The organism is Streptomyces sp. NBC_01296 (assembly GCF_035984415.1).
Lineage (GTDB): Bacteria > Actinomycetota > Actinomycetes > Streptomycetales > Streptomycetaceae > Streptomyces.
This window is the reverse complement of record NZ_CP130720.1, coordinates 5,173,323-5,200,268: the sequence shown is the minus strand read 5'-3', so window position 1 is coordinate 5,200,268 and position 26,946 is coordinate 5,173,323. Positions and strand designations below refer to the sequence as shown.

Sequence of the window (26,946 nt, the reverse complement as noted above, 5' to 3'; positions counted from 1 at the left end):
TGAAAGGATCTTGGTGGGCGCGGAGGAGAGCACGGGCGAGCGCACCGGGGACCCCGCCGGGGACAGCGGCGACGCCGTCGCCGGGCGGGCGGTTTCGGCCAAGACGGGCGCAGTCGGCGAGGAGCCGGGGGCGGCTCCCGGGAGCGGCAGCCGGCCGCCCCGCACCGCGCTCGTCGCCGCCCTCATGCTGAGCATGGCCCTCGTCGCCCTCGACAACGCCATCGTCTCCACCGCCGTCCCCCAGATCGTCGGCGACCTCGGCGGGTTCTCCGTCTTCTCCTGGCTCTTCGCCGGCTACCTGCTCGCGATCACCGTCACCCTCCCCGTCTACGGGAAGCTCTCCGACACCTTCGGCCGCAAGCCGGTCCTGCTCTTCGGCATAGCCCTGTTCATCGTCGGCTCGCTGCTGTGCGCGCTCGCCTGGAACATGGCCGCCCTCATCGCCTTCCGCATCGTCCAGGGGCTGGGCGGCGGCGCCCTCCAGGGCACCGTGCAGACCCTGGCCGCCGACCTGTACCCGCTCAAGGAGCGCCCGCGGATCCAGGCCAGGATGTCCTCCGTGTGGGCCGCCTCCGCCGTGGCGGGCCCCGCGCTCGGCGGACTCATCGCCTCGTACGCCGACTGGCGCTGGATCTTCCTCCTCAACCTGCCCCTGGGCGGCCTCGCCCTGTGGATGCTCGCCCGCCACCTCGTCGAGCCCGTACGGTCCCCCGGGCGCCGCGGCCCGATCGACTGGGCGGGCGCCCTCGGCGTCTTCGCCTGCGGCGGACTGCTGCTCTTCGCGCTGGTGCAGGGCGGGGTCGCCTGGCCCTGGCTGTCCGCGCCCTCGCTCGGACTGCTGGGCGCGAGCGCGGTGCTGGCGGCCGTGGTCGTGCGGATCGAACGCCGGGCCGAGGAACCGATCATTCCCGGATGGGTCTGGCGCCGGCGCACCATCGCCGCCGTGAACCTGGCCCTCGGCGCGCTCGGCCTGCTCATGGTCGCCCCGATGGTCTTCGTCCCCACGTACGCCCAGTCCGTGCTCGGCCTGGGGCCCGTCAGCGCCGGGCTCGTCACGTCGGCGATGACCCTCACCTGGCCCGTGTCCGCCGCCTTCAGCCAGCACGTCTACCGGCGCATAGGCTTCCGCAACTCCGCCGCCGTCGGGATCTCGCTGGCCGCCGTGATCCTGTTCTCGTTCACACTGCTCCCGCATCCCGCCCGGCCCTGGCAGCCCACGCTGATCATGCTGCTGCTGGGCGCCGCCCTCGGCCTCTTCCAGCTGCCGCTGATCGTCGGGGTCCAGTCCACCGTGGGCTGGTCCGAGCGGGGGACGACGACAGCCTCGGTGCTGTTCTGCCGCCAGGTCGGCCAGAGCCTCGGGGCCGCCCTGCTGGGGGCCGTCGCCAACGCGACCATCGCCGCCCGGCTGGCCGACGCCCCGATGGCCGGGCTGCCGGAGCACCTCGACGACGTCTCCAAGACCCTCGACCGGCCGGAACTGCTCCCGCGGGCCGCCGCCGACTACCTGCGCGAGGCGGTGGCCGCCGCCGTGGACCACATCTTCCTCTGCGCGACCGCCGCGGCCGTGGCGGCTCTGCTGATCCTGCTCCTGGTGGCTCCGCGACGGTTCCCGATACTGGCGGAGCACCGAGAGGACCGGACGTAGGCAGACGCGCCTGTCAAGCCACGGGATCGCGGGACCTGACGCGACGCGGGTGCCGGGGCCTACTTGAGACCGGTGGTTCACACCCCTTCCGCCCCACCGCCTCAAGGAGAACTCCCATGACCCACGTCCTGCGGACCCGGCGTTTCCTCGTCCTCGCCGCCTCCTCCGCCCTGGCTGCAGGAGCCGTGCTGCTGCCCACCGGGGCATTCGCCGCCACTGCGGCCTCCACGCACACCGTCGCGGCCGACGGTGACCCCGCACCGGGTGATTGCAACGGACCCGGGAACCCGGCCTGCAGCGCACGCACCGATCCCCTCCTCCCCCCGGCCGGCGAGCCCGACGGCCAGGGCCCCGTCCTCGTCATCAACCCCGAGGTCACGCCGCCGGACGTCAAGACCGACCCGGGCAAGCACGGCCAGGGCAAACACGGCCAGGGCAAGGGCCACCCCGGCAAGACCGGTCGCACCGGCGGCGGCGTGGTGGTGGTGCAGACCCCCAACACCCGCGACTGGGTCTGCGACGTCGCCCCCTGCGGTCCCCCGACCCATCCCCAGATCGAGGCCTTGTAGACGCCCCGGTGACCCGCGGCGCACCCCACCCCCGCTTGTCCGCTTGTCCGCTTGTCATGACCCCGGTCAACGGAGTAGACCTCGGAGTCCTGAATCCGAGATCCGTTCCGGGGGGACGACATGGTTTCCGCACTCTTCGCACTGGCCTTACTGGCCGCCGTGGCCGGGCCGATCGGCCTGCGGCTGCGCCGCCGTCCGGGCTTCGTCACCGGCCGCGACGGCCGGCTCTCCACCTCCACCACCCTGGCACTGGCCTGGACCGTGATCCTGGTCTGGCTCCTGCTCACGATCCTCGCGTACGGGCTCACGGCCGGCGGCGGCGCCGACTGGTTCGCCGGGGAGCACGGCCCGCTGTCCTCCTTGACCACCGTGTACCTGCCGCTGCTCGGGGGCCCGTACGTGGCCCTGATCGCGGCGAAGACGGTCGTCGGCATCCGCCTGGAGAACGGCAGCATGGCCAAACCGGCCCCCAAGCCGACGGACTCCGGGAAGCGGCCGCTGCGCGAGCTGATCGCGAACGACAGCGGGCGCACCGACCTGGTGGACCTCCAGTACGTGGCGCTGAGCGCGGTCACGATGCTCTACGTGGTGCTGTTCTTCCTCTCCGACGTGGGCGGCGGGCTCCCCCACCTCCCCGCCGAGATCTGGGCGCTGACGGGCGCACCGGCCGGGGCGTACCTGGTGAACAAGATGGCCACCCGCGCGAATCCGGTGATCACGGGCGTGGCGGTGCAGGGCGCCGCCCTGGTGGTGGAGGGCGGCGGCTTCGGCCCCGAAGCCCGGGTGGAGCTCGACTCCACCGCCCTGGCCACCGAGTTCGCCCCGGCCACGGGCACCCTGACGGCGCAGCTGCCGGCCGCCGCGCCTCCCGCCTTCACGGTGGTGGTCGTCTCCCGCGGCCTGCGCAGCGACCCGTACCGCCACGCGGCGGCTGCGGCCCCGGTCCCGGCTCCGGCTCCGGCTCGGCAGCCGGCGGGGTAGTACGCCCGGGTCGGGTCACGGGAGCTTCGCGAGGAACTCCCCGATCAGCGGGGCGATCTGCGCGAGGTGGGTCTCCAGGGCGAAGTGCCCCGCCCCCTCGAAGACGTGCACCTCGGCGTCCGGCGCATCGCGCAGGTACGCCTTCGCCCCCGCCGGGGTGAAGAACGGGTCCCCCGCGCCCCAGACGACCAGGACCGGCACCCGGGCGGCGCGCAGCCAGGCCTGCCAGGCTGGGTAGTGGGCGAAGTTCGACGCGTAGTCGAAGGCCAGGTCGGCCTGCGCGTCGGCGCGCCCCGGCAGGCCGAGGTAGTGCACGTCGAGGGTCCAGCCGTCCGGGGAGATCAGGCTCGGGTCGGCGACGCCGGTCTCGTACTGGAAACGGGTGCCCTCCGGGGTGAACAGCCCCCGCACCCGCTCCTCGTGGCCCGGCACGTCCCGCCGCAGTCCGGCGAACTCGCGGGCCGCGTCGGAGAGTCCCTCCTCGTACGCGTTGCCGTTCTGCACGATCAGGCCGGTCACCCGTTCGGGCCGCCGCGCGGCGAGCCGCAGCCCGACGGGGGCGCCGAAGTCGAAGACGTACAGCGCGAAACGGTCCAGCCCGAGGGCGTCGGTGAAGCCCTCCACGATGTCGGCGAGCCGGTCGAAGCCGTACGTGAACCCCTCCGGGGCCTCGGTGCGGCCGAAGCCGGGGTAGTCCGGGGCGATCAGCCGGTACGGGGTGTCGCCGAGCGCGTCCATCAGCCGGGCGAACTGGTGCGAGGAGGTGGGGAAACCGTGCAGGAGCAGCAGGACCGGGCCGTCGGCGGGACCGCTCTCGCGGTAGGCGACGCGGACCCCGTGCACCTCGGCGGTGCGGTGATGGACGAGCTGCATCACATGCCTCCAATGGCTGGGTTCCCATTAGTCTCACCGGAGATCTCTAATGGGTCAAGCGTTTCGCGTACCATTAGGCCCATGACGTTCCCGCTCACCGGTGAGCCCCTCGCCCTGGACCTCCTCAACACCCGGCCCGCCGGCGCGGGCGACCTGATCGCCGGCCCGGAGGGGCTCGCGGCCTGGCTGGCCGTCCAGGAAGGCCGGCTCGGGCCGGTCGGGAAGGCGGGCCCGGCGGAGGTGGCGGCCGTGCACGCCGTACGGGAAGCGGCCGGCGCGGCGCTCGCGGCCGCGCGGCGCGGCGAGCAGCCCCCGGCCGGTGCGCTGCGCGCGCTGAACGAGGCCTCGGCGGCCGCCCCGGCCCACCGCACGCTCGCCTGGACCCCGGAAAGCGGCCTGACGGTCGCCCCGCACCGCACGGGCACCCCGGCCCGGCGACTCGCGGCGCAGCTGGCGGACGCGGCGGCCGACCTCCTGACGGACCCCCGGGTGCAGGACGTACGGGAGTGCGAGGGGGCCGACTGCGTCCTGCTGTTCCTGCCGGCGCACCCGAGGCGGCGCTGGTGCGTGGCCTCGACCTGCGGCAACCGCGCCAGGGTCGCCCGCTACTACGCCCGCCACAAGTCCTGACCGGGCGGCGGGGCCGGGCTCGGGACGCAGGGCGCAGGGCGCAGGGCGCAGGGTTCAGGGCTCCGGGCTCAGGGCTCCGGGCTCCGGGCTCGGGGCTCGGGGCTCAGGGCTCGGGGCTCAGGGCTCGGGCGCCCCGCCCCGGGATCCGCCCGCCGGGTCAGCCCTCCGCCGGGGCGCGGCCCGTCAGGGCGGCAAGGCTCGAGCGCACGTGGTTCATGTGCGCCCGCATCTCGTCCTGCGCCTCCGCGTGCTCCCGCAGGATCCGGTCCGTCTCACGGCCGGTCCGCTCCTCCCACACCCGGGCCTCCGCCAGCAGTTCCGCGGCCCGCGCCTCCGCGTCCTCCTGCCCGTGCCGCGCCGACTCCTCCGCCTCCGCGTATCCGCGGCGCGCCTCCGCCAGCCGGCCCTCCGCGTACCGCTCCAGCTCCACGAGGCGCGCCTCCAGATCGGCCTCCCGGGACGCCAGCTCCCGGTCCGCCGCGTCCCACCGCTCCCCGTGCTCCTGCTCGCGGTCCGCCAGCAGCGCGTCCGACCGGTGCCGCATCTCCGCCAGCGCCGTCTGCGCCTGCGAGCGCCACTCCGCCGCATCGTCCCTGGCCTCCGCCCGGACCGCGTCGGCCTCCCGCTCCGCCCGCAGCAGCCCCTGCCGCGCCCGGACCTCCGTCTGCTCGCGCACCGCCTCCGCGTCCTGCCGCGCCAACTCCGCAACCCGGTCCGCGTGCGCCTCGGCCGCGCCCGTCGCGTCCAGCGCGTCGGCCTGCGCGTCCCGGCGCACGGCGTCCGCCTCCTCCTCCACCAGCAGCAGGATCCGCCGGGCCCGCTCGCTCAGCTCGTCGTACGTCTGCGGGGCCAGCTCCGCCACCGCGCCGCGCAGCCGCCCCGCCTCCGCCTCCATCCGCTTCGCCAGGACGGTCAGCCGCGCCACCCGCTCCCACGCCTCGTCCCGGCTGCCGGAGAGCCGGGCGAGATACCGGTCGACCTCTTCCGTGCGGTAGCCGCGACCTCGTACGGTCGCGAAACCCGGTCCGTGAGGTGACATGGGTGCAGTCATCCTGGAAGCGCCTCTCTCGGGGGGATTCCTGTCAAGGATGCGCCATTTGCTCTCAGAAGCCGGAATGGCCGGGCCGAGACCCTGTACGAGGGTCCCGGCCCGGCCATTCAACTGATCATCCGATCAGAGCAATCCGTCCCACATCTGCTCCAGGAGCACCGACCACCAGCTCTCCGGCGACGCCAGCGCCGCACTGTCGAGCCCGGCCAGATTCGTCTGGAAATCGACGGTCCAGCGCCCTGCCTGCTCCGGCGTCAGATGCTGGCGCAGCCGCCACATGTGACCCAGCATCGCCAGCGAACGCGCGAACTGCGGCAGGCTCGAGTTCACGAACTGCGGCGGCACCGGCGCACCGCCCGGACCGGCCTCCACCGGAACCGCCACTATGTGCGCCGTCCCGTACTGCACGCACAGCGCCTTGCCGAAGTCGCTGCCCACGACCAGGTAAGAGCCCGCGTCCGGCGCCGGCTGCACCTGCCGCTGCGCGGCCAGCTCCGCCAGCGTCGGCACCGGCTGGCCCGGCACCGCCTGCGCCCAGAAGAACGGACCGAAGTCCGTCGGCAGACCCGCCCACACCAGCGTCTGCGCCACGATCTCCGGCACACCCTGGCGGGACACCGCCCGCTGGTCGAAGCGGAACACGCCTTGCGGACCGAACGCCCCGGCCAGCTCCGCGCCGATGGCGTCCAGCGGGATCGCCGGCTGGAGCGGCACCTGCTGCAGCGGCGCCCGTACCGGCGCGGGGCGCGCCGGGCCGTCCGCCACCTGGTGCAGCTCGCCCTGATGGGTCAGCAGATGCCGCATGCCCTGCTGACGGCCCGCGTGGTCCTTGCCGTACGGGGCCACGCTCGTGATCCGGACCTGCGGCCAGGTCTCCCGGATCATCCGCGCGCAGTAACCGCCGGGCAGCTCGCACGACTCGAGCTCGGTGTGCAGTTCCAGCACCTGCTGCGGCGGCACGTTCATCGCCCGCAGCTCGTGCAGGATCTGCCACTCCGGGTGCGGGGTCCCCGGCGCGGAACGCCGGATGAGCTGCTGCTCGGAGCCGTCGGGCGCGCGGTAGCGGAGCACGGCCTGGTAGCCCGGGCCGACCGTGGGCACACCGGTGGGCGCCGGGGGCTGCGGCGCGGGACCGCCCTGCGGCTGCCCGGGCGGGCCGGGAGGCGCGGGCGGCTGACCCGTCACGGCCGGACCGGCCAGCATCGTCGCGGCATGGTCGAGCCCGCCCCCGGGCGCACCGGGAGCCCCCGGCGGACCGGGAGGCTGGGGTACGCCGGGACCGGCGAGCATGGTGGCGGCCTGAGGGGCCGGGCCGCCGGGGGCCCCGGGCGGGCCGGGAGGCGCCGGCGGCCGGCCGGCACCGGGAGCACCGGGAGCACCGGGCGGACCGGGAGGCGCGGGCTGACCCGTCACGGCGGGACCGGCCAGCATCGTCGCGGCATGGTCCAGCCCACGCCCCAGCGAACCCGGAGCACCGGGCGGACCGGGAGGCGCCGGGGGCTGACCCACACCGGGAGCACCCGGAGCCGCGTGGGCCCCGGGCGGACCCGGAGGCGCCGGCTGACCCGTCACGGCGGGACCGGCCAGCATCGTCGCGGCATGGTCCAGCCCACGCCCCAGCGAACCCGGAGCACCGGGCGGACCGGGAGGCGCCGGGGGCTGACCCACACCGGGAGCACCCGGAGCACCGGGGGCACCGGGCGGACCCGGAGGCGCCGGCTGACCCGTCACGGCCGGACCGGCCAGCATCGTCGCGGCATGGTCGAGCGCGCCGCCCGGCGCACCGGGAACGCCGGGAGCCCCCGGCGGGGCGGGCGGCGTCACCGGCTGCGCGCCCGGCCGGGAGACCTGGGCCTTGCTCGTCGGCGCATCGGCGATGGACCCGGAATCCGGGCCCGCGTCGGCCCCGAGGTGCAGCGCCGGCGCGATCGCCGTCCTCGGGAGCTGGCTGCCCCCGGCCATCAGGGTGGTCTTCGCCTCCGAGGCCCCGCCGGACGGCGGCGCCATGTCCTCCAGGTCCGAGCCCGACAACGGCGGCGCGAACACCGTCGCGGGCAGCGGTACGGACACGTCGTCCGCGCCCGGGTTCACATCGGTCCCGGCCCACGGCGTGGCCCCGACGGGCACCCCGTCGTTGGCCGTCGGCTCGTACGGCACCTCGCGGCGCAGCGGCACCGCCTCCACCGGCTCGGGCGCGGACGCCTGAACGGGAGCCGGCGCAGCCGGAACCGCATACTCCGGAGCAGACACAGGGGCAGGGGCAGGTGCTGCCGGCGCAGGCGCCGGAGGAATCCCCGCCCGGTCCGCCGCCTCCTGCAGCCACTCGGGCGGACTCAGCATGAACGAGGTCTGCTCCGAGTCGATCCGCGGCGTCGGCACCGAAGCCTCCGCCACCGGCGCGGCCGCAGCCCCGTACTCCTCCTCGTACCGGCGGATCACCTCACCCACCGGCAGCCCGGGCCACAGCGTCACCTCACCGCTGTCCCGGGCGATGACCAGCCGCTGCCGACCGCCACCGGACACCGGCCCGGCCGCACGGTCCTCCGCCCACACCACGAACCCGAGCCCGAACTCCCGTACGCGCACCTCACGGTGCTGGTACGCGGGCACGTCCCCGTTGATCCACTCTTCGGCGCGCTCCTGCGCCTGCGCAAACGTCACCATCGCGCCGTCACCCCTCCACCGGTGCCGCACCCGGCCCCGCAACCGACCCGGACACGGGAACCGAGCGTGCGAATCCGCCGTCCACCATCAGACCGGCCACCGTCTCCAACTCCGGCGGGTTCCCCGCCAACCGCTCGAGGAAGGCATCGAAATCGGCACCGCACGGCAGCAACAACCGCTCCACGCGCTCCTGCACCGACCAGCCGTCCCGGTCGCGGGCGTCGTCGTACGGCGAGAACCACACCGAGCCGATCGCCTCGCCCTTCACCTTCACCGCGAGCAGACCCCCCTGGACGAAGGCCACGCACAGGTAGTCCTTCGTCAGGTGGTCCCGCAGACACTTGTTGACGTAGACGAGGTCGTTGACCGCCGCCTCCTCACGCACCGTGAAGAAGGGCTGGTCCACCAGCAGACCGAGCTCCACGTCGAGCCCCGCGCCCACCGGCGCACAGCCGCCCGCAGCCTTCAGGAACGCGCGGTACGCCTCCGGCAGCCGGTAGCCGAGGTCCTCCTCGACACCCTGCACCGCCTCCTCGGACACCGACACCACCGACTTCGGCAGCCCCAGGTGCACCGGGCGTACCTCCTGCAACGGCCGCGTCCCACGCTTCCCGTGGTCGACCGGCGCCGTCACCAGCCCCGCGTGATGCCGCAGCAGCGCCTTCACCTCGACCGGGACCAGCTCCATCCGCCGCGTCTTCGCCACGTGGTGCCAGGTCCAGCCGTGCGGGGTGGCCACCGGTCCGACGGTGTCCCACAGCGCATGGCCGGCCGCGTGCATCGCCGCGTTCGCGGACACGCAGTCCGTCAGCCGCAGCTCGTCCACACCGAAGCCCTCCGGCGGCTCGGCGATCTCCACCGCCGCACGCGCGTACGGGGAGAGGTCGGGATGCCCGTCCCCGTCCATCCGCACACCGTGGGGATGCCGAGCGGCCCGGACCGGGTCCGGGAAATGCACGACCTGCCCCGAGTACGCGGCGTTGGGTGGCGCGGCCTGCTGCCCGAGCCGACCTGTCGTCATGGCGGTAGCCCCCTGCTGGATCTGGCTGGTTCACCACAGCCTATGTGCTCCGGCAAGAGCGTCACCCGCCTACAACCCCCGCACCCACGCGAGGGCCAGGAACATCCGAATTGATACGAATATTCGACCCCGCTTCCACACGACAGGTGACATTTGACAGGCTGTCCCCTCAGCACGGGGGCGTGCGCGACAGCGGCCACCACCGCCGCCACGGGAGGGAAGACGCGACCATGCAGAACACCGCCACACGCACAGACACGGCCGACGGCGCCTCAGGACCGGGCGGACAGGCCGCACAGGACGGAGCGAGCGCCGGGCCGACGGGCGGACCGGCCGGCGACCCGCGCCTGCGCTGGAGCAGCGCCGACGGCCGGCCCGCCGCCCCCGTGCTGCGCTTCCGCCGCGACGGCATCCTCCCGACCGTCGCCGCAGCCCTCTCCGTACGCGGCGAAACCCTCACCGGCACCGCCGGCAAGGCCGATCAGCCACCCGCGCTCCACCCGCTCGTCCAGGACTTCCTCGACACCCTCACCAGCGGCCAGCGGGAACGCTTCACCGGCCGCTGCCCCGAGGCGATCCTGCTCTCCCGCCACCTCACCGCCGCGGAAGGCGCCCGCAGCCGCCGCGCCTCCCGCAAACCCCTCACCGCGAACGAAGCCCGCCGCTCGCTCAAACACTCCAAGATCACTGCCCGCCACATCCGCGAAGACGGCGACCCGCTCCACGGCAGCTACGCACCGCCCTGCCGCTCCTGCGAAGCCCTCCTCGCCCACTTCGGCGTACGCGCCGTCGACCTCACCCCCGCGTCAGAGAAGGCCTGACCCCCGACACCATGACCACCTCCTCCGCCTCTTACGACCGCTCCTCGGCCACCCGCTTCCCCGCCGCCGTGGACACCGCCCTGCGCACCGCCGGCTGGGAGCCCGGCCGCTGGGACATCAAGCAGGCCGAGTTCTGGGCCGACGCCCTGCGGGACCACACCACCCCCGCCGGGCACCGGCACACCGTCTTCCCCGCGGCCGTCGAGGCCTGGGCCGAATTCGGCGGGCTCACCGTCACCGCCCCCGGCCCGGGCCGCCAGATAGCGCCCGTCCCCGTGCGCCTGGACCCCCTCACCGGACTCCACCTCGCCCGCACCTTCGCCGATCTCGGCCGCGCCCTGTCCACCGAGCTCTGCCCCCTCGGCGTCGACGCCGACGCCGGCTCGCACCTCGCCATCGACCGCGAAGGCCGCGTCTACGGCATCGACCACACCGGCGACTGGTACCTCGGCGGCGCCGTGGACGAAGCCCTGACCCTGCTCCTGACCGGCCTCCAGCCCACCCGCCTCACCACGGCCCACTGACCCCCGCCCCGCCCGGGGCCCGGCCCCGGGACGGCCGGCCGCCCCGGGGCGGGCTCAGGCCTGCCGGGGGTCGCCCGGCAGGACCGCCGAGACCTTGAAACCGCCCTCGTCCGTCGGGCCGGACACGAACACCCCGCCCAGCCCGAGCACCCGCTCACGCATCCCGACCAGCCCGTTCCCGCCACTCGGCAGCCCCGGCTGCACCCCGTCCGCCCCGCACGGTCCGTTCTCCACCTGCATGGCCACCTCACCCTCCCGATGGGCCAGCCGCACCACGACCCTCGCGCCCGGCGCATGCTTGTGGCAGTTGGTCAGCGCCTCCTGCACCACCCGGTACGCCGTCTGCTCCACCTCCGCCGGATAACCCGCCCCCGCACCCCGGACATCCAGCTCCACGACCATCCCGGCCGCCCGCGACTGCCCGACCAGCGCCTCCAGCTCTTCCAGCGAAGGCCCGGCCCCGTCCTCGAAACTCCCCACCAGCGCAGCCACCGGCACCACCGCAGGAGCCCGCTTCGGCGATTCGGCCGCCCGCAGCACCCCCAACATCTCCCGCAGCTCGGTCAACGCCTGCCGCCCCATGTCACCCACGAGCGCCGCGTTCTTCGCCGCCCGCGCCGGATCCTTGGCCGCCACCGCCTCCAGCGCCGCCGCATGCACCACCATCAGCGAGACCCGGTGCGCCACCACGTCGTGCATCTCCCGCGCGATCCGCGTCCGCTCCTCCGTACGGGCCCACTCGGCCCGCTCCTCCGCCCGGTCCGCGAGCAGCGACAGCTCCCGCTCCAGCGAGTCCGCCCGCTCCTGCAGGCTCTCCATCAGCCGCCGCCGCGCCCCTATGTACAGGCCCAGCAGTACCGGCGGCACGGTCAGCGCCACCGCCACGAACACGGACAGCACGATGACGAGCGACTGCGAGGCCCCCTGGTCCCCGCTGGTCCGCACGTACATCACCACGAAGGTCGCCACCAGCGACATCGAGGTCAGCGTCGCGGTGATCCGCCGCGGCACCTCGCAGGCGGCCAGCGTGTACAGCCCCACCACCCCGAGCAGGAACCCCATCGCAGCCGGCGACACGGCGATCCCCACCAGCACCACCGCGATCGGCCAGCGCCGGCGCAGCACGAGCGTGGACCCCACCAGGAGCCCGAACAGCACCCCGACCGCCACCGGCACCCCGGCCTCGCGCGCGAAGGGCACCCCCTCGACGGCGCACTCGACGGCGGACACCGCCGCCAGCGCCACATCGAGCACGGCCCCCCGCCGGCGCTCCCACCACAACGGCCCGTCGCGCCCGGCCCCGCCCCGCTCTTCCCCCGTAATGGTCATGCCGTCCAGCGTACGCAGGGCCCCGGGCACCCACGCGAGCGCAATTCCGTGCGTGCGCGTACTACAAGGCGCGGATCTTTACCGTCGCATCGAGGGGTGGTGGTGCGGCATAGTAGTGCCGTCGACTCGACCACAAAGACGTAATGTCCGGTTCAGTCATAAATAGTCCCCTGTGGTGTAATTGGCAGCACTGAGGCTTTTGGTGCCTTATGTCCGGGTTCGAGTCCTGGCGGGGGAGCTTTTGTCAGTTCGGGTCCTGGCCGGTCGGTCGGGACCCGGCCTCGTTCCCGGGGCGTAACACCCCGGTATCCTTCACGGGTCCACCACCCGAAGCCGAAGGGCACACCCGTGAGCGCCAACCGCCCGGCAGCCGTCGTCGTACTCGCAGCGGGTGAAGGCACCCGCATGAAGTCGGCCACTCCCAAGGTTCTGCACGAGATCTGCGGGCGCTCGCTCGTGGGCCACGTCGTCGCCGCCTCGCGCGAGCTGGACCCCGAACACCTCGTGGTCGTCGTCGGCCACGCCCGCGAGCAGGTCACCGCGCACCTCGCCGAGATCGACGCCGCAGTCCGCACCGCCGTCCAGTACGAGCAGAACGGCACCGGGCACGCCGTCCGCATGGCCCTCGAGGAGCTCGGCGGCCGGCAGTCCGGCACCGTGGTCGTCGTCTGCGGCGACACCCCCCTGCTGACCGGCGAGACGCTCGAGCAGCTCGCGCGGACGCACGAGGCCGACGGCAACGCCGTCACCGTGCTCACCGCCGAGGTGCCGGACTCCACCGGCTACGGCCGGATCATCCGCGGCGCGGACGGGGCCGTCACCGCCATCGTCGAGCACAAGGACGCCACCGACTCCCAGCGCGCGATCCGGGAGATCAACTCCGGGGTCTTCGCCTTCGACGGCGCTCTGCTCGCCGACGCCCTCGGCAAGGTGCGTACGGACAACAGCCAGGGCGAGGAGTACCTCACCGACGTCCTCGGCATCCTGCGCGAGGCCGGTCACCGTGTCGGCGCGGCGGTCGGCGCCGACCACCGCCAGATCCTGGGGATCAACAACCGCGTACAGCTCGCCGAGGCCCGCGCCCTGCTGAACGCACGTCTGCTGGAGCAGGCGATGCTCGCGGGCGTGACGGTGGTCGACCCGGCGAGCACGTTCGTGGACGTGACGGTGACGTTCGGGCAGGACTCCCTGATCCACCCGGGTACGCAGCTGCTCGGCGCGACGCACGTCGCCGAGGGCGCCGAGGTCGGGCCGAACACGCGGCTCAAGGACACACAGGTGGGCCCGCGGGCCCGCGTGGACAACACGGTGGCGGACACGGCGGTGATCGGCGAGTCGGCGTCCGTCGGCCCGTACGCGTACCTGCGCCCGGGTACGAACCTGGGCGTGAAGGCGAAGGCCGGCACGTACGTCGAGATGAAGAACGCGACGATCGGCGAGGGCACGAAGGTGCCGCACCTGTCGTACGTGGGTGACGCGACGATCGGCGAGTACACGAACATCGGCGCGGCGAGCGTGTTCGTGAACTACGACGGCGAGCACAAGCACCACACCACCGTCGGCTCACATTGCAAGACGGGTTCGGACAACATGTTTGTGGCGCCCGTCACGATCGGGGACGGCGCGTACACGGCCGCCGGATCGGTGATCACGAAGGACGTCCCGCCGGGTGCGCTGGCGGTGGCCCGTGGTCAGCAGCGGAATATCGAGGGCTGGGTGGCCCGCAAGCGTCCGGGAAGCGCTGCGGCGACGGCGGCCCAGTCGGCGGTCCAGGAGGACTCCGACCCCCGTTGAGGCCTCGTTGAGGTGAACTGACCGGAAACAGGTAGGCCCGGCAGGGCGTACCGTGATACGTGCACGCAATTCGGCTGGCTCACCGTGTGCGGGACGGACGCACACGGGGGCGAGCAGCTTTCAACACGTCTGAGGAGACTGTGCTGTGACCGGGATCAAGACGACCGGCGAGAAGAAGCTGATGCTCTTCTCCGGCCGCGCCCACCCCGAGCTGGCCGAGGAGGTTGCGCATCAGCTGGGCGTTGCCCTCGTGCCGACCAAGGCTTTCGACTTCGCGAACGGTGAGATCTACGTTCGCTTCCAGGAGTCGGCTCGTGGCGCGGACTGCTTCCTGATCCAGAGCCACACGGCTCCGATCAACAAGTGGATCATGGAGCAGCTGATCATGATCGACGCGCTGAAGCGCGCGTCGGCTCGCTCCATCACCGTGATCATCCCGTCCTACGGGTACGCCCGCCAGGACAAGAAGCACAAGGGCCGCGAGCCGATCTCGGCCCGCCTGGTCGCCGATCTGCTGAAGACGGCGGGTGCGGACCGCATCCTCACGGTCGACCTGCACACCGACCAGATCCAGGGCTTCTTCGACGGCCCGGTGGACCACCTGTCGGCGCTGCCGGTCCTCGCGGACTACGTGGGCGCGAAGGTGGACCGTTCGAAGCTGACGATCGTCTCCCCGGACGCCGGCCGCGTGCGCGTCGCCGACCGCTGGTGCGACCGTCTGGACGCGCCGCTGGCGATCGTGCACAAGCGCCGTGACAAGGACGTCGCGAACCAGGTGACGGTCCACGAGGTCGTCGGCGAGGTCCGCGGCCGCGTCTGCGTCCTGGTCGACGACATGATCGACACGGGTGGCACGATCTGCGCCGCTGCCGATGCGCTGTTCGCGCACGGTGCGGAGGACGTGATCGTGACGGCCACGCACGGCATCCTGTCGGGGCCGGCTGCGGACCGTCTGAAGAACTCGAAGGTCAGCGAGTTCATCTTCACGAACACCCTGCCGGACCCGTCCGACCTGGAGCTCGACAAGATCACGGTCCTGTCGATCGCCCCGATGGTCGCGCGCGCCGTGCGCGAGGTCTTCGAGGACGGTTCGGTCACGAGCCTGTTCGAAGAGCAGCAGTAACCGGCAGTACAGAGATCCTTTTGGGTGCGGCCTCCGCGCCGGGTAGACTCTACGAGTTGCTCGGCGAGGGAGGCCGCACCTTTTCGGTGTCGGCGCTCCGTTATCGACGCGCTCTTCGTAGCAGGCCGTTCAGGCCGGGTGACCGCTGTCCCTTTCCGTCACCCCACGAGGAGTGCGCATGTCCGAGGTCAAGATTTCCGCCCAGCTCCGCAACACCTTCGGCAAGGGCTCTGCCCGCCAGGCCCGTCGCGACGCCATGGTTCCCGGCGTCATCTACGGCCACGGCAACGAGCCGAAGCACGTCAACGTCGAGGGCCACGCCCTGGCGCTGGCGCTGCGTACCCCGAACGTCCTGCTCTCCCTGGACATCGCGGGCGAAGGTACCGAGCTGGTCATCCCGAAGGCCGTGCAGAAGCACCCCCTGAAGCGCTCGATCTCCCACGTCGACTTCCTGATCGTCAAGAAGGGCGAGAAGGTCACCGTCGAGGTCGCCGTCGTCACCGAGGGCGAGCTGGCCGCCGGCAGCAACATGCTGGAGACCCTCCTCAACACCATCACGGTCGAGGCCGAGGCCACCCACATCCCGACCGAGGTCACCGTCTCCATCGCGGGCCTCGAGGCCGGTGCCTCCATCCACGCCAAGGACCTGGTCCTGCCGGCCGGCACCACGCTGGCCGTCGACGGCGACACCGCCGTCCTGCAGGTCGTCGCCCCGCAGGCCGAGGAGCCGACCGCCGAGGCCGCCGAGGGTGCAGAGGCCTGAGCCTCGCCTTTCCCCCTCAGCACTTGCTGATCGACCGCCGTCCGGCTCCACTGGGAGCGGGACGGCGGTCGTCCTCGTTAAGGAGCATGGATGTCGGACGACGCGGCGCCGTGGCTGATCGTCGGCCTCGGTAACCCCGGTGCGGAGTACGCGGGCAACCGCCACAACATCGGGTTCATGGTGGTGGACCTGCTGGCCGAGCGGATGCGCGGGAAGTTCAAGGCGCACAAGGCGCGGGCGCAGGTGGTGGAGGGCCGGATGGGTCCTCCGGGTCCGGCGAACCGCCGGGTGGTGCTGGCGAAGCCCATGTCGTTCATGAACCTGTCGGGCGGACCGGTGACGGCGCTGCGCGATTTCTACAAGGTGCCGGTGGACCGGATCGTGGCGGTCCACGACGAGCTGGACATCGACTATCCGACGCTGCGGCTGAAGCTGGGCGGCGGGGACAACGGGCACAACGGCCTGAAGTCGATGACGAAGTCGATGGGTGCGGAGTACCACCGGGTGCGGTGCGGCATCGGCCGTCCGCCGGGCCGTATGCAGGTCGCGGACTTCGTGCTGAAGGACTTCTCGTCGACGGAGCGCAAGGAGCTGGACTGGTTCGTGGACCGGGCCGCCGACTCCGTGGAGTGTCTGATCGCGGAGGGCCTGGAGCGGGCCCAGTCCACGTACAACTCCTGACCGCCGCTACATCTCGTCGAGCCCGTCGAAGTCGATTTCGGCGGCGAAGGGCCGGTCGACGCTGAACGGCTTGGTGTGGATCCCCTTGCAGACGTAGGCACGTGTGTGGGGGTCCAGCTCATAGAGGTACACGACCGGTTCGACCGCTTCGTCGCCCTCGATCTTGACGATCCAGTAGTTCGGGAGGCCGGCAGCGGCATACTTGTGCAGTTTCGTTTCGGTGTCCCGGGCTTCGGACTCGGGCGAGACCACCTCGACTGCGAGCAGGACGTCGGCGGCATAGAAGTGGGTCTGCCTGGGACTCGTACAGGCTTCTCGCCGCACGACTGAGATGTCCGGTTCGGGCCCGTTGCGCTTGTCGATCACCACGGTCATCTCTCGCGCGACCTTCGTGTGCCGGGGGGGCGGTCAGCCGCAGCCGGGTGACAAGGAAGTCGATCAGATCAGAGTGGATGGAGCGTTGCGGGCTCACGAAGACCAGGCTCCCGTCGATCAGCTCGGTGTGTCGCGGGAGGTCCGGCAGCGTCAGCAGGTCGTCCACCGTGTACCCGTCCAACGGAGGCCTCGACCAGTCGTGTACGGGCTCGGCAGTCATGGTTGCTCCCATGGACGGGATTGCGGTCCTGGACGTCCACGGTAGCGGCCGGTATCCGTGTCCGTCATCACAAAGGGTGACGGACACGGATACCCGGCGGCGTCAGCCGGTGTTGCGCAGGCCCGCGGCCACGCCGTTGACCGTGAGCAGCAGGGCTCGGGCCAGCAGCGGGTCGGGGTCTTCGCCGCGGGCGGCGGCCGCGCGCTGGCGGGCCAGCAGGGAGACCTGGAGGTAGGAGATCGGGTCCAGGTAGGCGTCGCGGACGGCGAAGGTCTGCTGGAGGACCGGGTTGGAGTCCAGGAGCTTGTGGCCGCCGGTGATGCGCAGGACCTCGCGGACGGTGAGCTCGTGCTCGGCCTCGATACGGGCGAAGACGTGCTTGAGGTCGTCGGGGACGAGGGTGTCGACGTAGTGGCGGGCGATCCGCAGGTCCGTCTTGGCCAGCGTCATCTCGACGTTGGAGAGGAAGTTGCGGAAGAAGTGCCAGCGCTCGCCCATCTCGGCGAGGGCGGCTTCGCCGCCGGCCTCGCGCAGGGCCTTGAGGCCCGAGCCGACTCCGTACCAGCCGGGGACGATCTGGCGGGACTGGGTCCAGCCGAAGACCCACGGGATGGCGCGCAGGCCGTCGAGGCCGGCGCCGGAGTCGGGGCGGCGTGAGGGCCGGGAGCCGAGGTGGAGGTCGGCGAGCTGGTCGACCGGGGTGGCGGCGAAGAAGTACGACGGCAGGTCCGGGTCCTCGACGAGCTCGCGGTACGCGGTGTGGGCGGCGTCGGAGACGGTGTCCATGGCCGCGTCCCAGCGGGCGAGGTCGTCCTCGGACTGGCGGGGGGCGGTGTGCAGGGCGGAGGCCTGCAGGGTCGCCGCGACGGTCAGCTCGAGGTTCTCGCGGGCCAGGGACGGTACGAGGTACTTGTCGGAGATGACCTCGCCCTGCTCGGTGACCTTGATCTCGCCCTCGAGGGTGCCCCAGGGCTGCGCGAGGATCGCGTCGTGGGAGGGGCCGCCGCCGCGGCCGACGGTGCCGCCGCGGCCGTGGAAGAGGCGCAGGCGCACCCCGTAGCGGTGGGCGACGTCGCGCAGGCGGCGCTGGGCCCGGTGGATCTCCCACTGGCTGGTGGTGATGCCGCCGAACTTGCTGGAGTCGGAGTAGCCGAGCATGACCTCCTGGACGTCGCCGCGCAGGGAGACGAGGCGCCGGTAGGAGGGGTCGGCGAGCATGGCGTCGAGGATGACGTCAGCGGCCTTGAGCTCGTCGGTGGTCTCCAGGAGCGGGACGATGCCGATCTTGGCCCAGCCGGCGTGGAGGTCGATGAGGCCGGCTTCGCGGGCCAGGACGGCGGCGGCGAAGACGTCGTCGGCGCCCTGGCACATCGAGATGATGTAGGACTCGATGACTTCGGGGCCGAACTTCTCGAAGGCGTCCTTGATGGCGAAGAAGACGCCGAGGGTCTTGTGGCCGGCGGCGTCCAGCGGTGCCGGGGTGGGCGCCAGCGGGCGGCGGGAGCGCAGCTCCTTGGCGAGGAGCTTCTGCCGGTAGTCGCGCGGCATGTCGGCGTAGCGCCACGACTCCTCGCCGAGGCGGTCGAAGAGCTGGCCGAGGGCGTGGTGGTGGGCGTCGGCGTGTTCGCGGACGTCCATGGTGGCGAGCTGGAGGCCGAAGGCGGCCAGCGTGCGGATGGTGCGGTCCATGCGGCCGTCGGCGAAGAGGGCGCCGCGGTGTTCGCGCAGGGAGGTCTGGACGAGGGTGAGGTCGGTGAGGAGCTCGGCGGTGCCGAGGTAGTCGCGGCCTTCCTCGTGGAGGGTGCCCTTGGCGAGGCGCTCGCGCGTGTTGACGAGCTTCTGCCGGATGCAGGTGGCCTTGAGGCGGTACGGCTCCTCCGCGTTCAGCCGCTTGTAGCGCGGGCTGATCTCGGGGAGGCGCTCCAGGTCGGCCTGGAGGGAGGAGAGGAGCTCCTCGGTGGCGCCGGTGTAGCGGATGGAGTTCGACAGCAGTCCGCGCAGGTAGTCGACGAGTTCGAGGGCGTCGGTGATGCCGTGCTCGTGCTGGAGGATCAGGACGTCGCGGGTGACGTCGGGGGTGACGTTGGGGTTGCCGTCGCGGTCGCCGCCGATCCAGGTGCCGAACGTGAGCGGGCGGGTGCCCGCGGGCAGCTCGACGCCGACGCGCTGGAGTTCCGCGGCGAGGTCCTCGAGTACGTCCCCGACGGCGCCGGCGTGCAGCTCGTCGAGGTAGTAGATGGCGTTGCGGGCCTCGTCGGCGGGTTCGGGCCGCACGACGCGGAGCTCGTCGGTCTGCCACACGAGGTCGATGTTCTCGGCGAGCCGCAGGTCGTGGCGGCGGCGTTCGCCGGCGCCGGAGACGGGCTCTTCGAGGAGGGCGGCGATGCGGCGCAGCTTGTTGAGGACGCTGCGGCGGGCCGCCTCGGTGGGGTGTGCGGTGAAGACGGGTCGGACGTTGAGGTTCCGGACCGTCTCGCGCAGGTGTTCGGGATCGGCGTCCTTGAGCATGTCGGCGGTCCGGGCGAGCAGCCCGCCCTCGGCGGCCCGGTGGGCGCGCAGCTCCTTGCCGCGGTGCACCTGTTCGGTGACGTTGGCCAGGTGGAAGTAGGTGGAGAAGGCCCGTACGAGCTTGGCGGCGGTCTCCAGGTCGGTGTCGCCGAGCAGTGCGGCGGCGGCTTCGCCGTCGGTGCGCGTCAGGGCGCGCACTTGTTCGACGAGGTCGAGGAGGTCTTGGCCTTCCTGGCGGACGAGGGTCTCGCCGAGGAGGTCGCCGAGGCGGCGGATGTCCGCCCGCAGCTCTGCGTTGGCGGCGACGGCGGTGGCCTGGGCCTTGGCCGGGGTGGAGGAGGCCTGGTCAGCACTGCTCACAGGTGCGGCTCCTTGCAGTGTTCGAGCGCTACTGGGAGGTGGGCTCCGGGGTGCGCGGGGGTGTGCGTCCCGGAATTCCTCCCCCAGCCACGGCTGGGAGGGGGCCCCGGGGGTGTCCCCCACCTGATGCGCAGCTCGGCTGCCCGTGCGGACCGCGCTGTCCGACGACACCAGGATAGGTGTCATCGGCTCGCGGCCCGCTAAACGTCTCACCAGGCGGCGCGCGGGCCAGGGCGGGCGCCGTTTCGAGCGCCCCGGGCCCGCCGTGCTCCCCTTGTCCCCGGCCGCGGCTTTGCCATACTTACGATGCCGTAGGTTACGCGTCCGTAGCCGGGGCAGGCGCCCAGGGCGCCTGCCGATTCCTCACCCCCCAGGGGACCCTCATGACCACCAGTCCCGAGCTGATCGAGGACGCCTCCGCGACCTCCGATTCCGATTCCCCCGCGCCCTCCGCGACCCTCGGAGGCGAGAGCAAACGGTCCGTCGAGCAGATCGCGCTGCTGCTGTTCATCGCCGTTCCCTTCCTGGCGCTGCTGGCGGCGATTCCGCTGGTCTGGGGCTGGGGGGTGAGCTGGCTGGATCTCGGCCTGATGGTGTTCATGTACTTCCTGGCCTGCCACGGCATCACCATCGGCTTCCACCGGTACTTCACGCACGGTTCCTTCAAGGCGAAGCGGCCGCTGCGGATCGTGCTGGCCGTGATGGGTTCGATGGCGGTGGAGGGGCCGCTGGTGCGCTGGGTGGCCGACCACCGCAAGCACCACAAGTTCTCCGACCACGAGGGCGACCCGCATTCGCCGTGGCGGTTCGGGGAGACGGTCCCGGCGCTGATGAAGGGGCTGTGGTGGGCGCACATCGGATGGCTCTTCGACGAGGAGCAGACCAACCAGCAGAAGTACGCCCCGGACCTGGTCAAGGACCCGGCGATCCGGCGGATCTCGCGTGACTTCGTCCTGTGGACGATCGTCTCGCTGGCGATCCCGCCGCTGGTCGGCGGCCTGGTGACGATGTCGTGGTGGGGTGCGTTCACGGCGTTCTTCTGGGGCTCCCTCGTGCGCGTGGCGCTGCTGCACCACGTGACGTGGTCGATCAATTCGATCTGCCACGCGGTGGGCAAGCGGCCGTTCAAGTCGCGGGACCGCTCCGGCAACGTGTGGTGGCTGGCGGTGCTCTCGTGCGGGGAGTCCTGGCACAACCTGCACCACGCGGACCCGACGTCGGCCCGGCACGGCGTCCTGCGCGGCCAGGTCGACTCCAGCGCCCGGCTGATCCGCTGGTTCGAGCTGGCCGGCTGGGCGACGGACGTGCGCTGGCCGTCCAGGGACCGCATCGATGCCCGGCGCAGGGAAAACGCGTCGAACGCGGCATGATGGGGGACGTGGCGATCGACGGCAGCAGTTCCAGCAGCGACAAGCCCCGGCGCGGCCGCCGGGTCCGGATGACGGGCGCCGAACGGCGTCAGCAACTGCTGGACATCGGCCGCGCCTTGTTCGCCGAGAAGGGCTTCGAGGGCACGTCGGTGGAGGAGATCGCGGCGAAGGCCGGGGTGTCCAAGCCGGTGGTGTACGAGCACTTCGGGGGCAAGGAGGGCCTGTACGCGGTCGTCGTGGACCGGGAGATGCGCCAGCTGCTGGACGGGGTGACGGGCGCGCTGACGGCCGGGCATCCGCGGGAGCTGCTGGAGCAGGCCGCGTTCGCGCTGCTGGACTACATCGAGTCGTACACGGACGGCTTCCGGATCCTCGTCCGGGACTCCCCGGTCGCCCAGTCGACGGGTACGTTCGCCTCGCTGATCAGCGACATCGCCACGCAGGTCGAGGACATCCTGGGGCTGGAGTTCAAGGCGCGCGGGTTCGACCCGAAGCTGGCCCCGCTGTACGCGCAGGCGCTGGTCGGGATGGTCGCGCTGACCGGGCAGTGGTGGCTGGACGTGCGCCGGCCGAAGAAGGCGGAGGTCGCGGCGCACCTGGTCAACCTGGCCTGGCACGGGCTGGACGGGCTGGAGTCGAAGCCGCGGCTGGTGGGCCACCGCAAGAGCTGAGCCCGCGGCCGCGGTGGGTACGACGCGACGGCGCCCCGTCACCGGAGATCCGGTGGCGGGGCGCCGTCGCGTTGCACCGTGCCCGGCGGAGGTCAGGCCAGGGGCTCCGGGCCGCGCGCTTCCAAGAACTCGATCCGGTTGCCGACGGGGTCCTCGGAGTAGAAGCGGCGGTGCCCCGGCAGGTTGTCGTCCCAGACGACCTCGGCGCCCCGTTCCTCCAGTCTGCGCGCGTACGCCTCGATCCCGGTCACCCGCAGCCCCGGGTGCGCCTTGCGGGCGGGCCGGAAGTCCTCCTCGACGCCCAGGTGCAGCTGCACCGGCCCGGCGGCGAACCAGCAGCCTCCGCGGGCGGCGAGGACGGGCGGTTTGGGGACCTCGGCCATGCCGAGGACGTGGGTGTAGTACGCGCGGAGCCGGTCCTCCGAGCCGGGGGGCGCGGCGAGTTGGACGTGGTCGACTGCGGTCAGCACGGTCAGAGCTCCTTGCGGGCGACGGCGAAGATGCGGCGGAACGGGAAGACCGTGCCGCGCGGGCCGGGCGGGTAGGCCTCGCGCAGCAGGTCGCGGTACTCGGCGAGGAAGGCGTCCACGGCGCCCCGGTCGTTCCCGAGGGCGGTCAGGACGGGCCGCAGGGCGGTTCCCTTGACCCAGTCGAGCACCGGGTCGGAGCCGGACAGCAGCTGGTGGTACGTCGTCTCCCAGGTGTCGACGGCGCAGCCCAGCTCGGTGAACCGGGCCAGGTACTCGGCGGGTTCGAGGAGGTGGATGTAGCGGGCGCCGTGGCCGGCGAGCCGGCCCCGCCAGCGCGGGGTGTCGCACAGCTCGGCGAGCAGGGCGTGGCTGGGGGCGGTGAAGTTGCCGGGGATCTGGAGGGCGAAGGTGCCGCCGGGGCGCAGTCCGTTGATCCAGGCGGCGAAGGAGCCGGGGTGGCTCGGGACCCACTGGAGGGCGGCGTTGGAGACGATCAGGTCGTACGGCTCCTCGGGGAGCCAGCTCGCGAGGTCTCCGTGGTGGAAGTCGAGGCTGCCGCCGCCGGCGGTCTTGCCCGCGTACTCGTCGGTGGCGCGCCGGAGCATTTCGGGGGAGAGGTCGAAGCCGGTGATGTGGGCCTCGGGCCAGCGTTCGGCGAGCAGCGCGGTGACGTTGCCGGGGCCGCAGCCGAGGTCGGCGATGCGGGCGGGGCGGGTGGGGAGTTCGGGTATCCGGTTCAGGAGGTCGAGGAAGGGGCGGGTTCGGTGTCCGGCGTGCCGGAGGTATTGCTGGGGGTCCCAGGTGGGCGCGGCGTGGGTGGTGGCCGTGGGGATCCTTGCCGACGCGATATCGGAATGCATGTTCGAGCCTCCCTACTGGCGGGGCGGGCGGAAGCGGAAGCCGTTCCGGCCCCCTCCATGCCCATCGTCGCCCAAAATATATCTTGACGTCAAGATTCCCGATCTCGAGATATCCATGGCCGAGATCCTCGATTTGAAGAGACTTCACGTCGACAGACCCCTTACACTGATCGGCATGGAGGACGAGGTCGACCGATTGGTCGCGGCATGGCGGCGGGAGCGCCCTGACCTCGACGTGGAACCGCTCGAAGTGCTGAGCCGCGTCAGCAGGCTCGCCCGGCACCTCGACCGCGCCCGCAGGCTCGCCTTCTCCGAGCACGGCCTGGAGCCCTGGGAGTTCGACGTCCTGACGTCGCTGCGCCGCGCCGGCGCGCCCTACCAGCTCTCGCCCGGCCAGCTGCTGACGCAGACGCTGGTCACCTCCGGCACCATGACGAACCGCATCGACCGGCTCGCGAAGAAGGGCCTCGTCGAGCGGCTGCCCGACCCCAACGACCGGCGGGGGGTGCTGGTCCGCCTCACACCGGAGGGCCGCGACCGCGCCGACCAGGCCCTGGCCGGCCTGCTGGCCCAGGAGCGGGCGATCCTCGCCCAGCTCTCCCAGGCCCAGCGCGGCGACCTCGCGGCGCTGCTACGCCAGTTGACCGCTCCGTTCGACAACATCCCCGGCTAGATCGGCCGGCCGCACCCCGGCCCGCCGGGCCAGTGCCACCGCCGCCAGCGTGGAGTGCACTCCGAGCTTGCCCAGCACGTTCTGCATGTGCGTGCGGACGGTGTGCGGGGACAGGAACAGCCGCGCCGCCACGTCCTTGCGGCCCAGCCCCGCCACCATGCAGCGCAGCACCTCGTGCTCCCGCGGCGTGAGGGACTCGACGAGCCGCTCGCTGTCCGTACGGTGCTTGCGCGCAGCGGTCAGTTCGCGGAGTACTCCGGTGAGCAGCGCGGGCGGGAGGTGGGTCTCCTCGCGCAGGACCCCGCGGATGACGGCGAGCAGCCGCGAGAGCGAGCAGTCCTTCGCCACCCAGCCGGAAGCCCCTGCCTGCAGGGCGAGCGCGGCCCGGCGCGGGTCGTCGCGCTCGGCGAGCACGACGGTGCGGACCCCGGGGTGGGACACCCGCACCCCGGCGACCAGCGCGATCCCGTCCGCGCCGGGCGGTGGCCCGGAGCCCGATTCGCGCTGGGCGGGCACGGCCCCGGCGGCGGCGCCGAGATCGGCGTCGACCAGCAGGACGTCGAAGCGGCGGCCCTCGGCCACCGCCCGTTCGAGGCAGCGCAGCGCGGCGGGGCCGCTGCCGGCCGCGGACACGTCCACGTCGGGCTCGGCCGCGAGCGCGGCTGCGAGCGATTCGGCGAAGATGCGGTGATCGTCGACCACGAGAACCCGGATGCGAACCACAAAACCCCCAAGGGTCGGGGAACGGACGACTGCGGGTACGGCGCCCGGACCGGGTGATCCGCAGCTGCCGCGGCCGCCGCCGAGACATCTCTGCACTACCCCGGACCGGACGCCGTACCCGGCGTGTCTCGACCCCTGAATCAACACCGGCCCCCACCGGCGTCACGCATCAGCGTAGAACGGGTCACGGCTCGCGGTTGGCCGAATAGCAGAAGTTTTCCGAGCGATTTTCCGGCTGGGCAGTGACGAACGCGGTGCGGGGTGGCCTGAATTCGACGGTCCGGAAGGTCTGGAAGGCGGTTTCCGACCGGCGTGTGCCACGGGCAGTTGCACGGAGGGCATTTCACCCGGCGTGTACACGCCGGGCGCCCGCGCACCGCGCCCGCCCACGGCGCCGACCCGCGCGCTCGCGCTCCCTGCGCACGCCGCCCCACGCGCCGCGCCCCCCGCACCGTCGGGTGCGGGGGGCGCGGTGAGCGGGTGCGGCAAGGAGTCAGGAACGGTGCTTGCGCGTGAAGTTCCAGGCGTCCGTGATGATGCCGGTGAGGTCCGAGCGGGCCGGGGTCCAGCCGAGCTTCTCGTGGGCGGCGCGCGCCGAGGCGACGAGCACCGCCGGGTCGCCGGCCCGGCGCGGGGCGACGACCTCGGGGATCTCCGCGCCCGTGACCTTGCGGACCGTCTCGACGACCTCGCGGACCGAGAAGCCGTTGCCGTTGCCGAGGTTGCAGATCAGGTGCTCGCCCGCGGTGGCGGCCTCCAGGGCGGCCAGGTGGGCCTCCGCCAGGTCGGCCACGTGGATGTAGTCGCGGACGCAGGTGCCGTCCGGGGTCGGGTAGTCCTCGCCGAACACCGAGATCGACTCCCGCTCGCCCAGCGCGACCTGGAGCACCAGCGGGATCAGGTGGGTCTCGGGGTCGTGCCGCTCGCCGAACTCCCCGTACGCGCCCGCCACGTTGAAGTAGCGCAGCGAGACCGCCGCGACGCCGTGCGCCGCGCACTCCCCCGCGATCATGTGGTCGACGGCCAGCTTCGAGGCGCCGTACGGGTTGGTGGGCTTGGTGACCGATTCCTCGGTGAGCAGGCCCTCGGTGGGCTCGCCGTAGGTGGCGGCGGTGGAGGAGAACACCAGCTTGCGCACCCCGGCCCCGCGCATCGCGGCGAGCAGGGCGAGCGTGCCGCCGACGTTGTTCTCCCAGTACTTGCCCGGATTGACGACGGACTCGCCGACCTGCGAGGACGCCGCGAAGTGCAGCACCGCGTCGTAGGAAGCGTCCAGGTAACGGTCGGCGTCCTGGATCCGGCCCTCGATGAAGGCCGCGCCCGCCGGGACTCCCTCGCGGAAGCCGGTGGAGAGGTCGTCGAGGACCGTGACCTCGTGCCCGGCCTCCAGAAGGTGCGCCGCGACGACGCTGCCGACGTATCCGGCGCCGCCGGTGACCATGTACTTAGATGACGCCGTCTTGCTCACTCGCCTACTGCCTCTCGCAGGGGGATGCACGCGGGGTGCGTGCACATGCCGGTCACTGGCTTACCGGATTACGGGCCTCCGGGGAAATCGGCGGCCACCGGCACCGGCCCCGCCCGGTCCAGCAGACCGGTCCGGGCGGCCAGCGCGGCCGCCTCCAGCCGGGAGCCGACGCCCAGTTTCATCAGCACCCGCTGGACATGCGTACGGGCGGTGCTCGGTGCGATCTCCATGCCCGCGGCGATGAGCCGGGTGTCCTCGCCCTCGGCGACCCGGACCAGCACCTCCACCTCGCGCGGCGTCAGCAGCCGCAGCAGCCGGCTGCCCTCGTCGTCGGGCTGGGCGGCGGGGTTGAGCAGCTCCGCGAAGGCCCCCTGGAGCAGCTGCGGGGAGATCGCGACCTCCCCGGCGCGCGCCTTGGCCAGCGCCCGCTCCACGCCTTCGATCCGCTCGTCGTGGCGTACGTACCCCGAGGCGCCGGCGGCGAAGGCGGCCGCGATCCCGCGCGGGCTCGGCACCGGGCCGAGGACGACGACGGCGATCTGCGGCCGCTCCCGCTTGATGCGGACGACCGGCTCGAAGACCCCCGGCTCCGCGGGCGTGGCGGTGCCCAGCAGGCAGACCTCCGGCGCCCGGCTGATGACCAGCTCGGCGGCGCCCGCGGCCGGGGCGGCCGCGGCCAGCACCCGGTGCCCGCGCAGCTTGAGAGCCGAGGCCAGCGCCTCGGCCAGCAGCCGGTGCTCGTCGAGCACCATGACCCGTACGCCCATCGCGCACCC

At 72.6% G+C, this 26,946-nt stretch carries 24 protein-coding genes, 1 tRNA gene and 1 pseudogene; 14 read left to right on the top strand and 12 right to left on the bottom strand.

Annotated features, from left to right (window positions below; translation table 11 throughout):
* Window positions 1–13: 13 nt before the first annotated feature.
* From OG299_RS23705 to OG299_RS23695, 3 genes are all read left to right on the top strand, one after another.
* Window positions 14–1,648, top strand: a complete 1,635-nt coding sequence (locus OG299_RS23705) for an MFS transporter (RefSeq protein ID WP_327362548.1) — start codon at window positions 14–16, stop codon at window positions 1,646–1,648.
* A gap of 116 nt (window positions 1,649–1,764) precedes the next feature.
* Complete coding sequence (locus OG299_RS23700) at window positions 1,765–2,217, top strand: hypothetical protein (RefSeq protein ID WP_327362547.1); 453 nt, start codon at window positions 1,765–1,767, stop codon at window positions 2,215–2,217.
* Window positions 2,218–2,337: 120 nt separating this feature from the next.
* Entirely contained in the window at window positions 2,338–3,198 is an 861-nt protein-coding gene (locus OG299_RS23695; RefSeq protein WP_266628629.1) for a hypothetical protein, read from the top strand.
* A gap of 15 nt (window positions 3,199–3,213) precedes the next feature.
* Here the strand turns inward: OG299_RS23695 and OG299_RS23690 are convergent, their stop codons facing one another.
* Window positions 3,214–4,071, bottom strand: coding sequence for an alpha/beta fold hydrolase (locus OG299_RS23690; RefSeq protein ID WP_327362546.1), 858 nt, complete (start codon window positions 4,069–4,071; stop codon window positions 3,214–3,216).
* An 81-nt stretch (window positions 4,072–4,152) separates the two neighbouring features.
* Between OG299_RS23690 and OG299_RS23685 the strand changes: the two genes are divergently transcribed.
* A complete protein-coding gene (locus OG299_RS23685; protein WP_327362545.1) occupies window positions 4,153–4,701 on the top strand; it encodes a CGNR zinc finger domain-containing protein in 549 nt (182 codons plus the stop codon).
* Between the two features lie 157 nt (window positions 4,702–4,858).
* Here the strand turns inward: OG299_RS23685 and OG299_RS23680 are convergent, their stop codons facing one another.
* The 3 genes from OG299_RS23680 to OG299_RS23670 all read right to left on the bottom strand — a co-directional run bounded on the left by OG299_RS23680 (window position 4,859) and on the right by OG299_RS23670 (window position 9,437).
* Window positions 4,859–5,740, bottom strand: coding sequence for a coiled-coil domain-containing protein (locus OG299_RS23680; RefSeq protein WP_327362544.1), 882 nt, complete (start codon window positions 5,738–5,740; stop codon window positions 4,859–4,861).
* Window positions 5,741–5,875: 135 nt separating this feature from the next.
* Window positions 5,876–8,416, bottom strand: a complete 2,541-nt coding sequence (locus tag OG299_RS23675) for an SUKH-4 family immunity protein (RefSeq protein ID WP_327362543.1) — start codon at window positions 8,414–8,416, stop codon at window positions 5,876–5,878.
* 7 nt (window positions 8,417–8,423) lie between these two features.
* Complete coding sequence (locus tag OG299_RS23670; protein ID WP_266628620.1) at window positions 8,424–9,437, bottom strand: SMI1/KNR4 family protein; 1,014 nt, start codon at window positions 9,435–9,437, stop codon at window positions 8,424–8,426.
* A gap of 230 nt (window positions 9,438–9,667) precedes the next feature.
* On the opposite strand from OG299_RS23670, the gene OG299_RS23665 reads away from it, so the two are divergent.
* Window positions 9,668–10,258, top strand: coding sequence for a YwqJ-related putative deaminase (locus tag OG299_RS23665; protein WP_266628618.1), 591 nt, complete (start codon window positions 9,668–9,670; stop codon window positions 10,256–10,258).
* An 11-nt stretch (window positions 10,259–10,269) separates the two neighbouring features.
* Window positions 10,270–10,782, top strand: coding sequence for an SUKH-3 domain-containing protein (locus tag OG299_RS23660; protein ID WP_266628616.1), 513 nt, complete (start codon window positions 10,270–10,272; stop codon window positions 10,780–10,782).
* Window positions 10,783–10,836: 54 nt separating this feature from the next.
* Here OG299_RS23660 and OG299_RS23655 read toward each other — a convergent pair whose 3' ends face one another.
* Window positions 10,837–12,111, bottom strand: coding sequence for a sensor histidine kinase (locus tag OG299_RS23655; protein WP_327362542.1), 1,275 nt, complete (start codon window positions 12,109–12,111; stop codon window positions 10,837–10,839).
* 166 nt (window positions 12,112–12,277) lie between these two features.
* Here OG299_RS23655 and OG299_RS23650 point away from each other — a divergent pair.
* The 5 genes from OG299_RS23650 to pth all read left to right on the top strand — a co-directional run bounded on the left by OG299_RS23650 (window position 12,278) and on the right by pth (window position 16,472).
* Window positions 12,278–12,349, top strand: a tRNA-Gln gene (locus tag OG299_RS23650).
* Between the two features lie 110 nt (window positions 12,350–12,459).
* A complete protein-coding gene (gene glmU, locus OG299_RS23645; protein WP_327362541.1) occupies window positions 12,460–13,905 on the top strand; it encodes a bifunctional UDP-N-acetylglucosamine diphosphorylase/glucosamine-1-phosphate N-acetyltransferase GlmU in 1,446 nt (481 codons plus the stop codon).
* A 145-nt stretch (window positions 13,906–14,050) separates the two neighbouring features.
* Window positions 14,051–15,028: a ribose-phosphate diphosphokinase gene (locus OG299_RS23640; RefSeq protein WP_030156542.1), complete on the top strand. Its 978-nt coding sequence runs from the start codon at window positions 14,051–14,053 to the stop codon at window positions 15,026–15,028.
* 178 nt (window positions 15,029–15,206) lie between these two features.
* A complete protein-coding gene (locus OG299_RS23635; RefSeq protein WP_266628613.1) occupies window positions 15,207–15,791 on the top strand; it encodes a 50S ribosomal protein L25/general stress protein Ctc in 585 nt (194 codons plus the stop codon).
* A 90-nt stretch (window positions 15,792–15,881) separates the two neighbouring features.
* Entirely contained in the window at window positions 15,882–16,472 is a 591-nt protein-coding gene (gene pth / locus OG299_RS23630; protein ID WP_327362540.1) for an aminoacyl-tRNA hydrolase, read from the top strand.
* A gap of 6 nt (window positions 16,473–16,478) precedes the next feature.
* Here the strand turns inward: pth and OG299_RS23625 are convergent.
* Together OG299_RS23625 and ppc are read right to left on the bottom strand one after the other, a co-directional pair.
* Window positions 16,479–17,067 (bottom strand): annotated as a pseudogene (locus tag OG299_RS23625) (Uma2 family endonuclease).
* Between the two features lie 102 nt (window positions 17,068–17,169).
* Window positions 17,170–19,935: a phosphoenolpyruvate carboxylase gene (gene ppc, locus OG299_RS23620; RefSeq protein ID WP_389870510.1), complete on the bottom strand. Its 2,766-nt coding sequence runs from the start codon at window positions 19,933–19,935 to the stop codon at window positions 17,170–17,172.
* A 383-nt stretch (window positions 19,936–20,318) separates the two neighbouring features.
* Here ppc and OG299_RS23615 point away from each other — a divergent pair, with 383 nt between their 5' ends.
* Both OG299_RS23615 and OG299_RS23610 read left to right on the top strand, forming a co-directional pair.
* Entirely contained in the window at window positions 20,319–21,305 is a 987-nt protein-coding gene (locus OG299_RS23615; protein WP_327362539.1) for an acyl-CoA desaturase, read from the top strand.
* On the top strand, window positions 21,302–21,976 hold the full coding sequence (locus OG299_RS23610; protein ID WP_030297040.1) for a TetR/AcrR family transcriptional regulator: 675 nt from the start codon (window positions 21,302–21,304) through the stop codon (window positions 21,974–21,976). Before OG299_RS23615 ends, OG299_RS23610 begins: the two co-directional genes overlap by 4 nt.
* A 92-nt stretch (window positions 21,977–22,068) precedes the next feature.
* Here OG299_RS23610 and OG299_RS23605 read toward each other — a convergent pair whose 3' ends face one another.
* Complete coding sequence (locus tag OG299_RS23605; RefSeq protein ID WP_266628609.1) at window positions 22,069–22,446, bottom strand: VOC family protein; 378 nt, start codon at window positions 22,444–22,446, stop codon at window positions 22,069–22,071.
* Between the two features lie 2 nt (window positions 22,447–22,448).
* Window positions 22,449–23,306 (bottom strand): trans-aconitate 2-methyltransferase, encoded by an 858-nt coding sequence (locus OG299_RS23600; protein ID WP_327362538.1) that lies wholly within the window; start codon window positions 23,304–23,306, stop codon window positions 22,449–22,451.
* 175 nt (window positions 23,307–23,481) lie between these two features.
* Here OG299_RS23600 and OG299_RS23595 point away from each other — a divergent pair, with 175 nt between their 5' ends.
* The gene (locus OG299_RS23595) at window positions 23,482–23,979 is read left to right on the top strand and encodes a MarR family winged helix-turn-helix transcriptional regulator (RefSeq protein WP_030297045.1); all 498 of its coding nucleotides are present in this window, start codon (window positions 23,482–23,484) and stop codon (window positions 23,977–23,979) included.
* On the opposite strand, the gene OG299_RS23590 is transcribed toward OG299_RS23595, so the two are convergent.
* The 3 genes from OG299_RS23590 to OG299_RS23580 form a co-directional block, all read right to left on the bottom strand.
* Entirely contained in the window at window positions 23,938–24,702 is a 765-nt protein-coding gene (locus OG299_RS23590) for a response regulator transcription factor (RefSeq protein WP_266628607.1), read from the bottom strand. The two genes, OG299_RS23595 and OG299_RS23590, sit on opposite strands and share 42 nt — an antisense overlap.
* A 493-nt stretch (window positions 24,703–25,195) precedes the next feature.
* Window positions 25,196–26,143 carry a UDP-glucose 4-epimerase GalE gene (galE, locus tag OG299_RS23585; RefSeq protein WP_266628606.1) on the bottom strand — a complete coding sequence of 316 codons (948 nt, stop codon included), beginning with the start codon at window positions 26,141–26,143 and terminating at the stop codon, window positions 25,196–25,198.
* Window positions 26,144–26,238: 95 nt separating this feature from the next.
* The gene (locus tag OG299_RS23580; RefSeq protein ID WP_266666338.1) at window positions 26,239–26,937 is read right to left on the bottom strand and encodes a response regulator transcription factor; all 699 of its coding nucleotides are present in this window, start codon (window positions 26,935–26,937) and stop codon (window positions 26,239–26,241) included.
* Window positions 26,938–26,946: the final 9 nt, after the last annotated feature.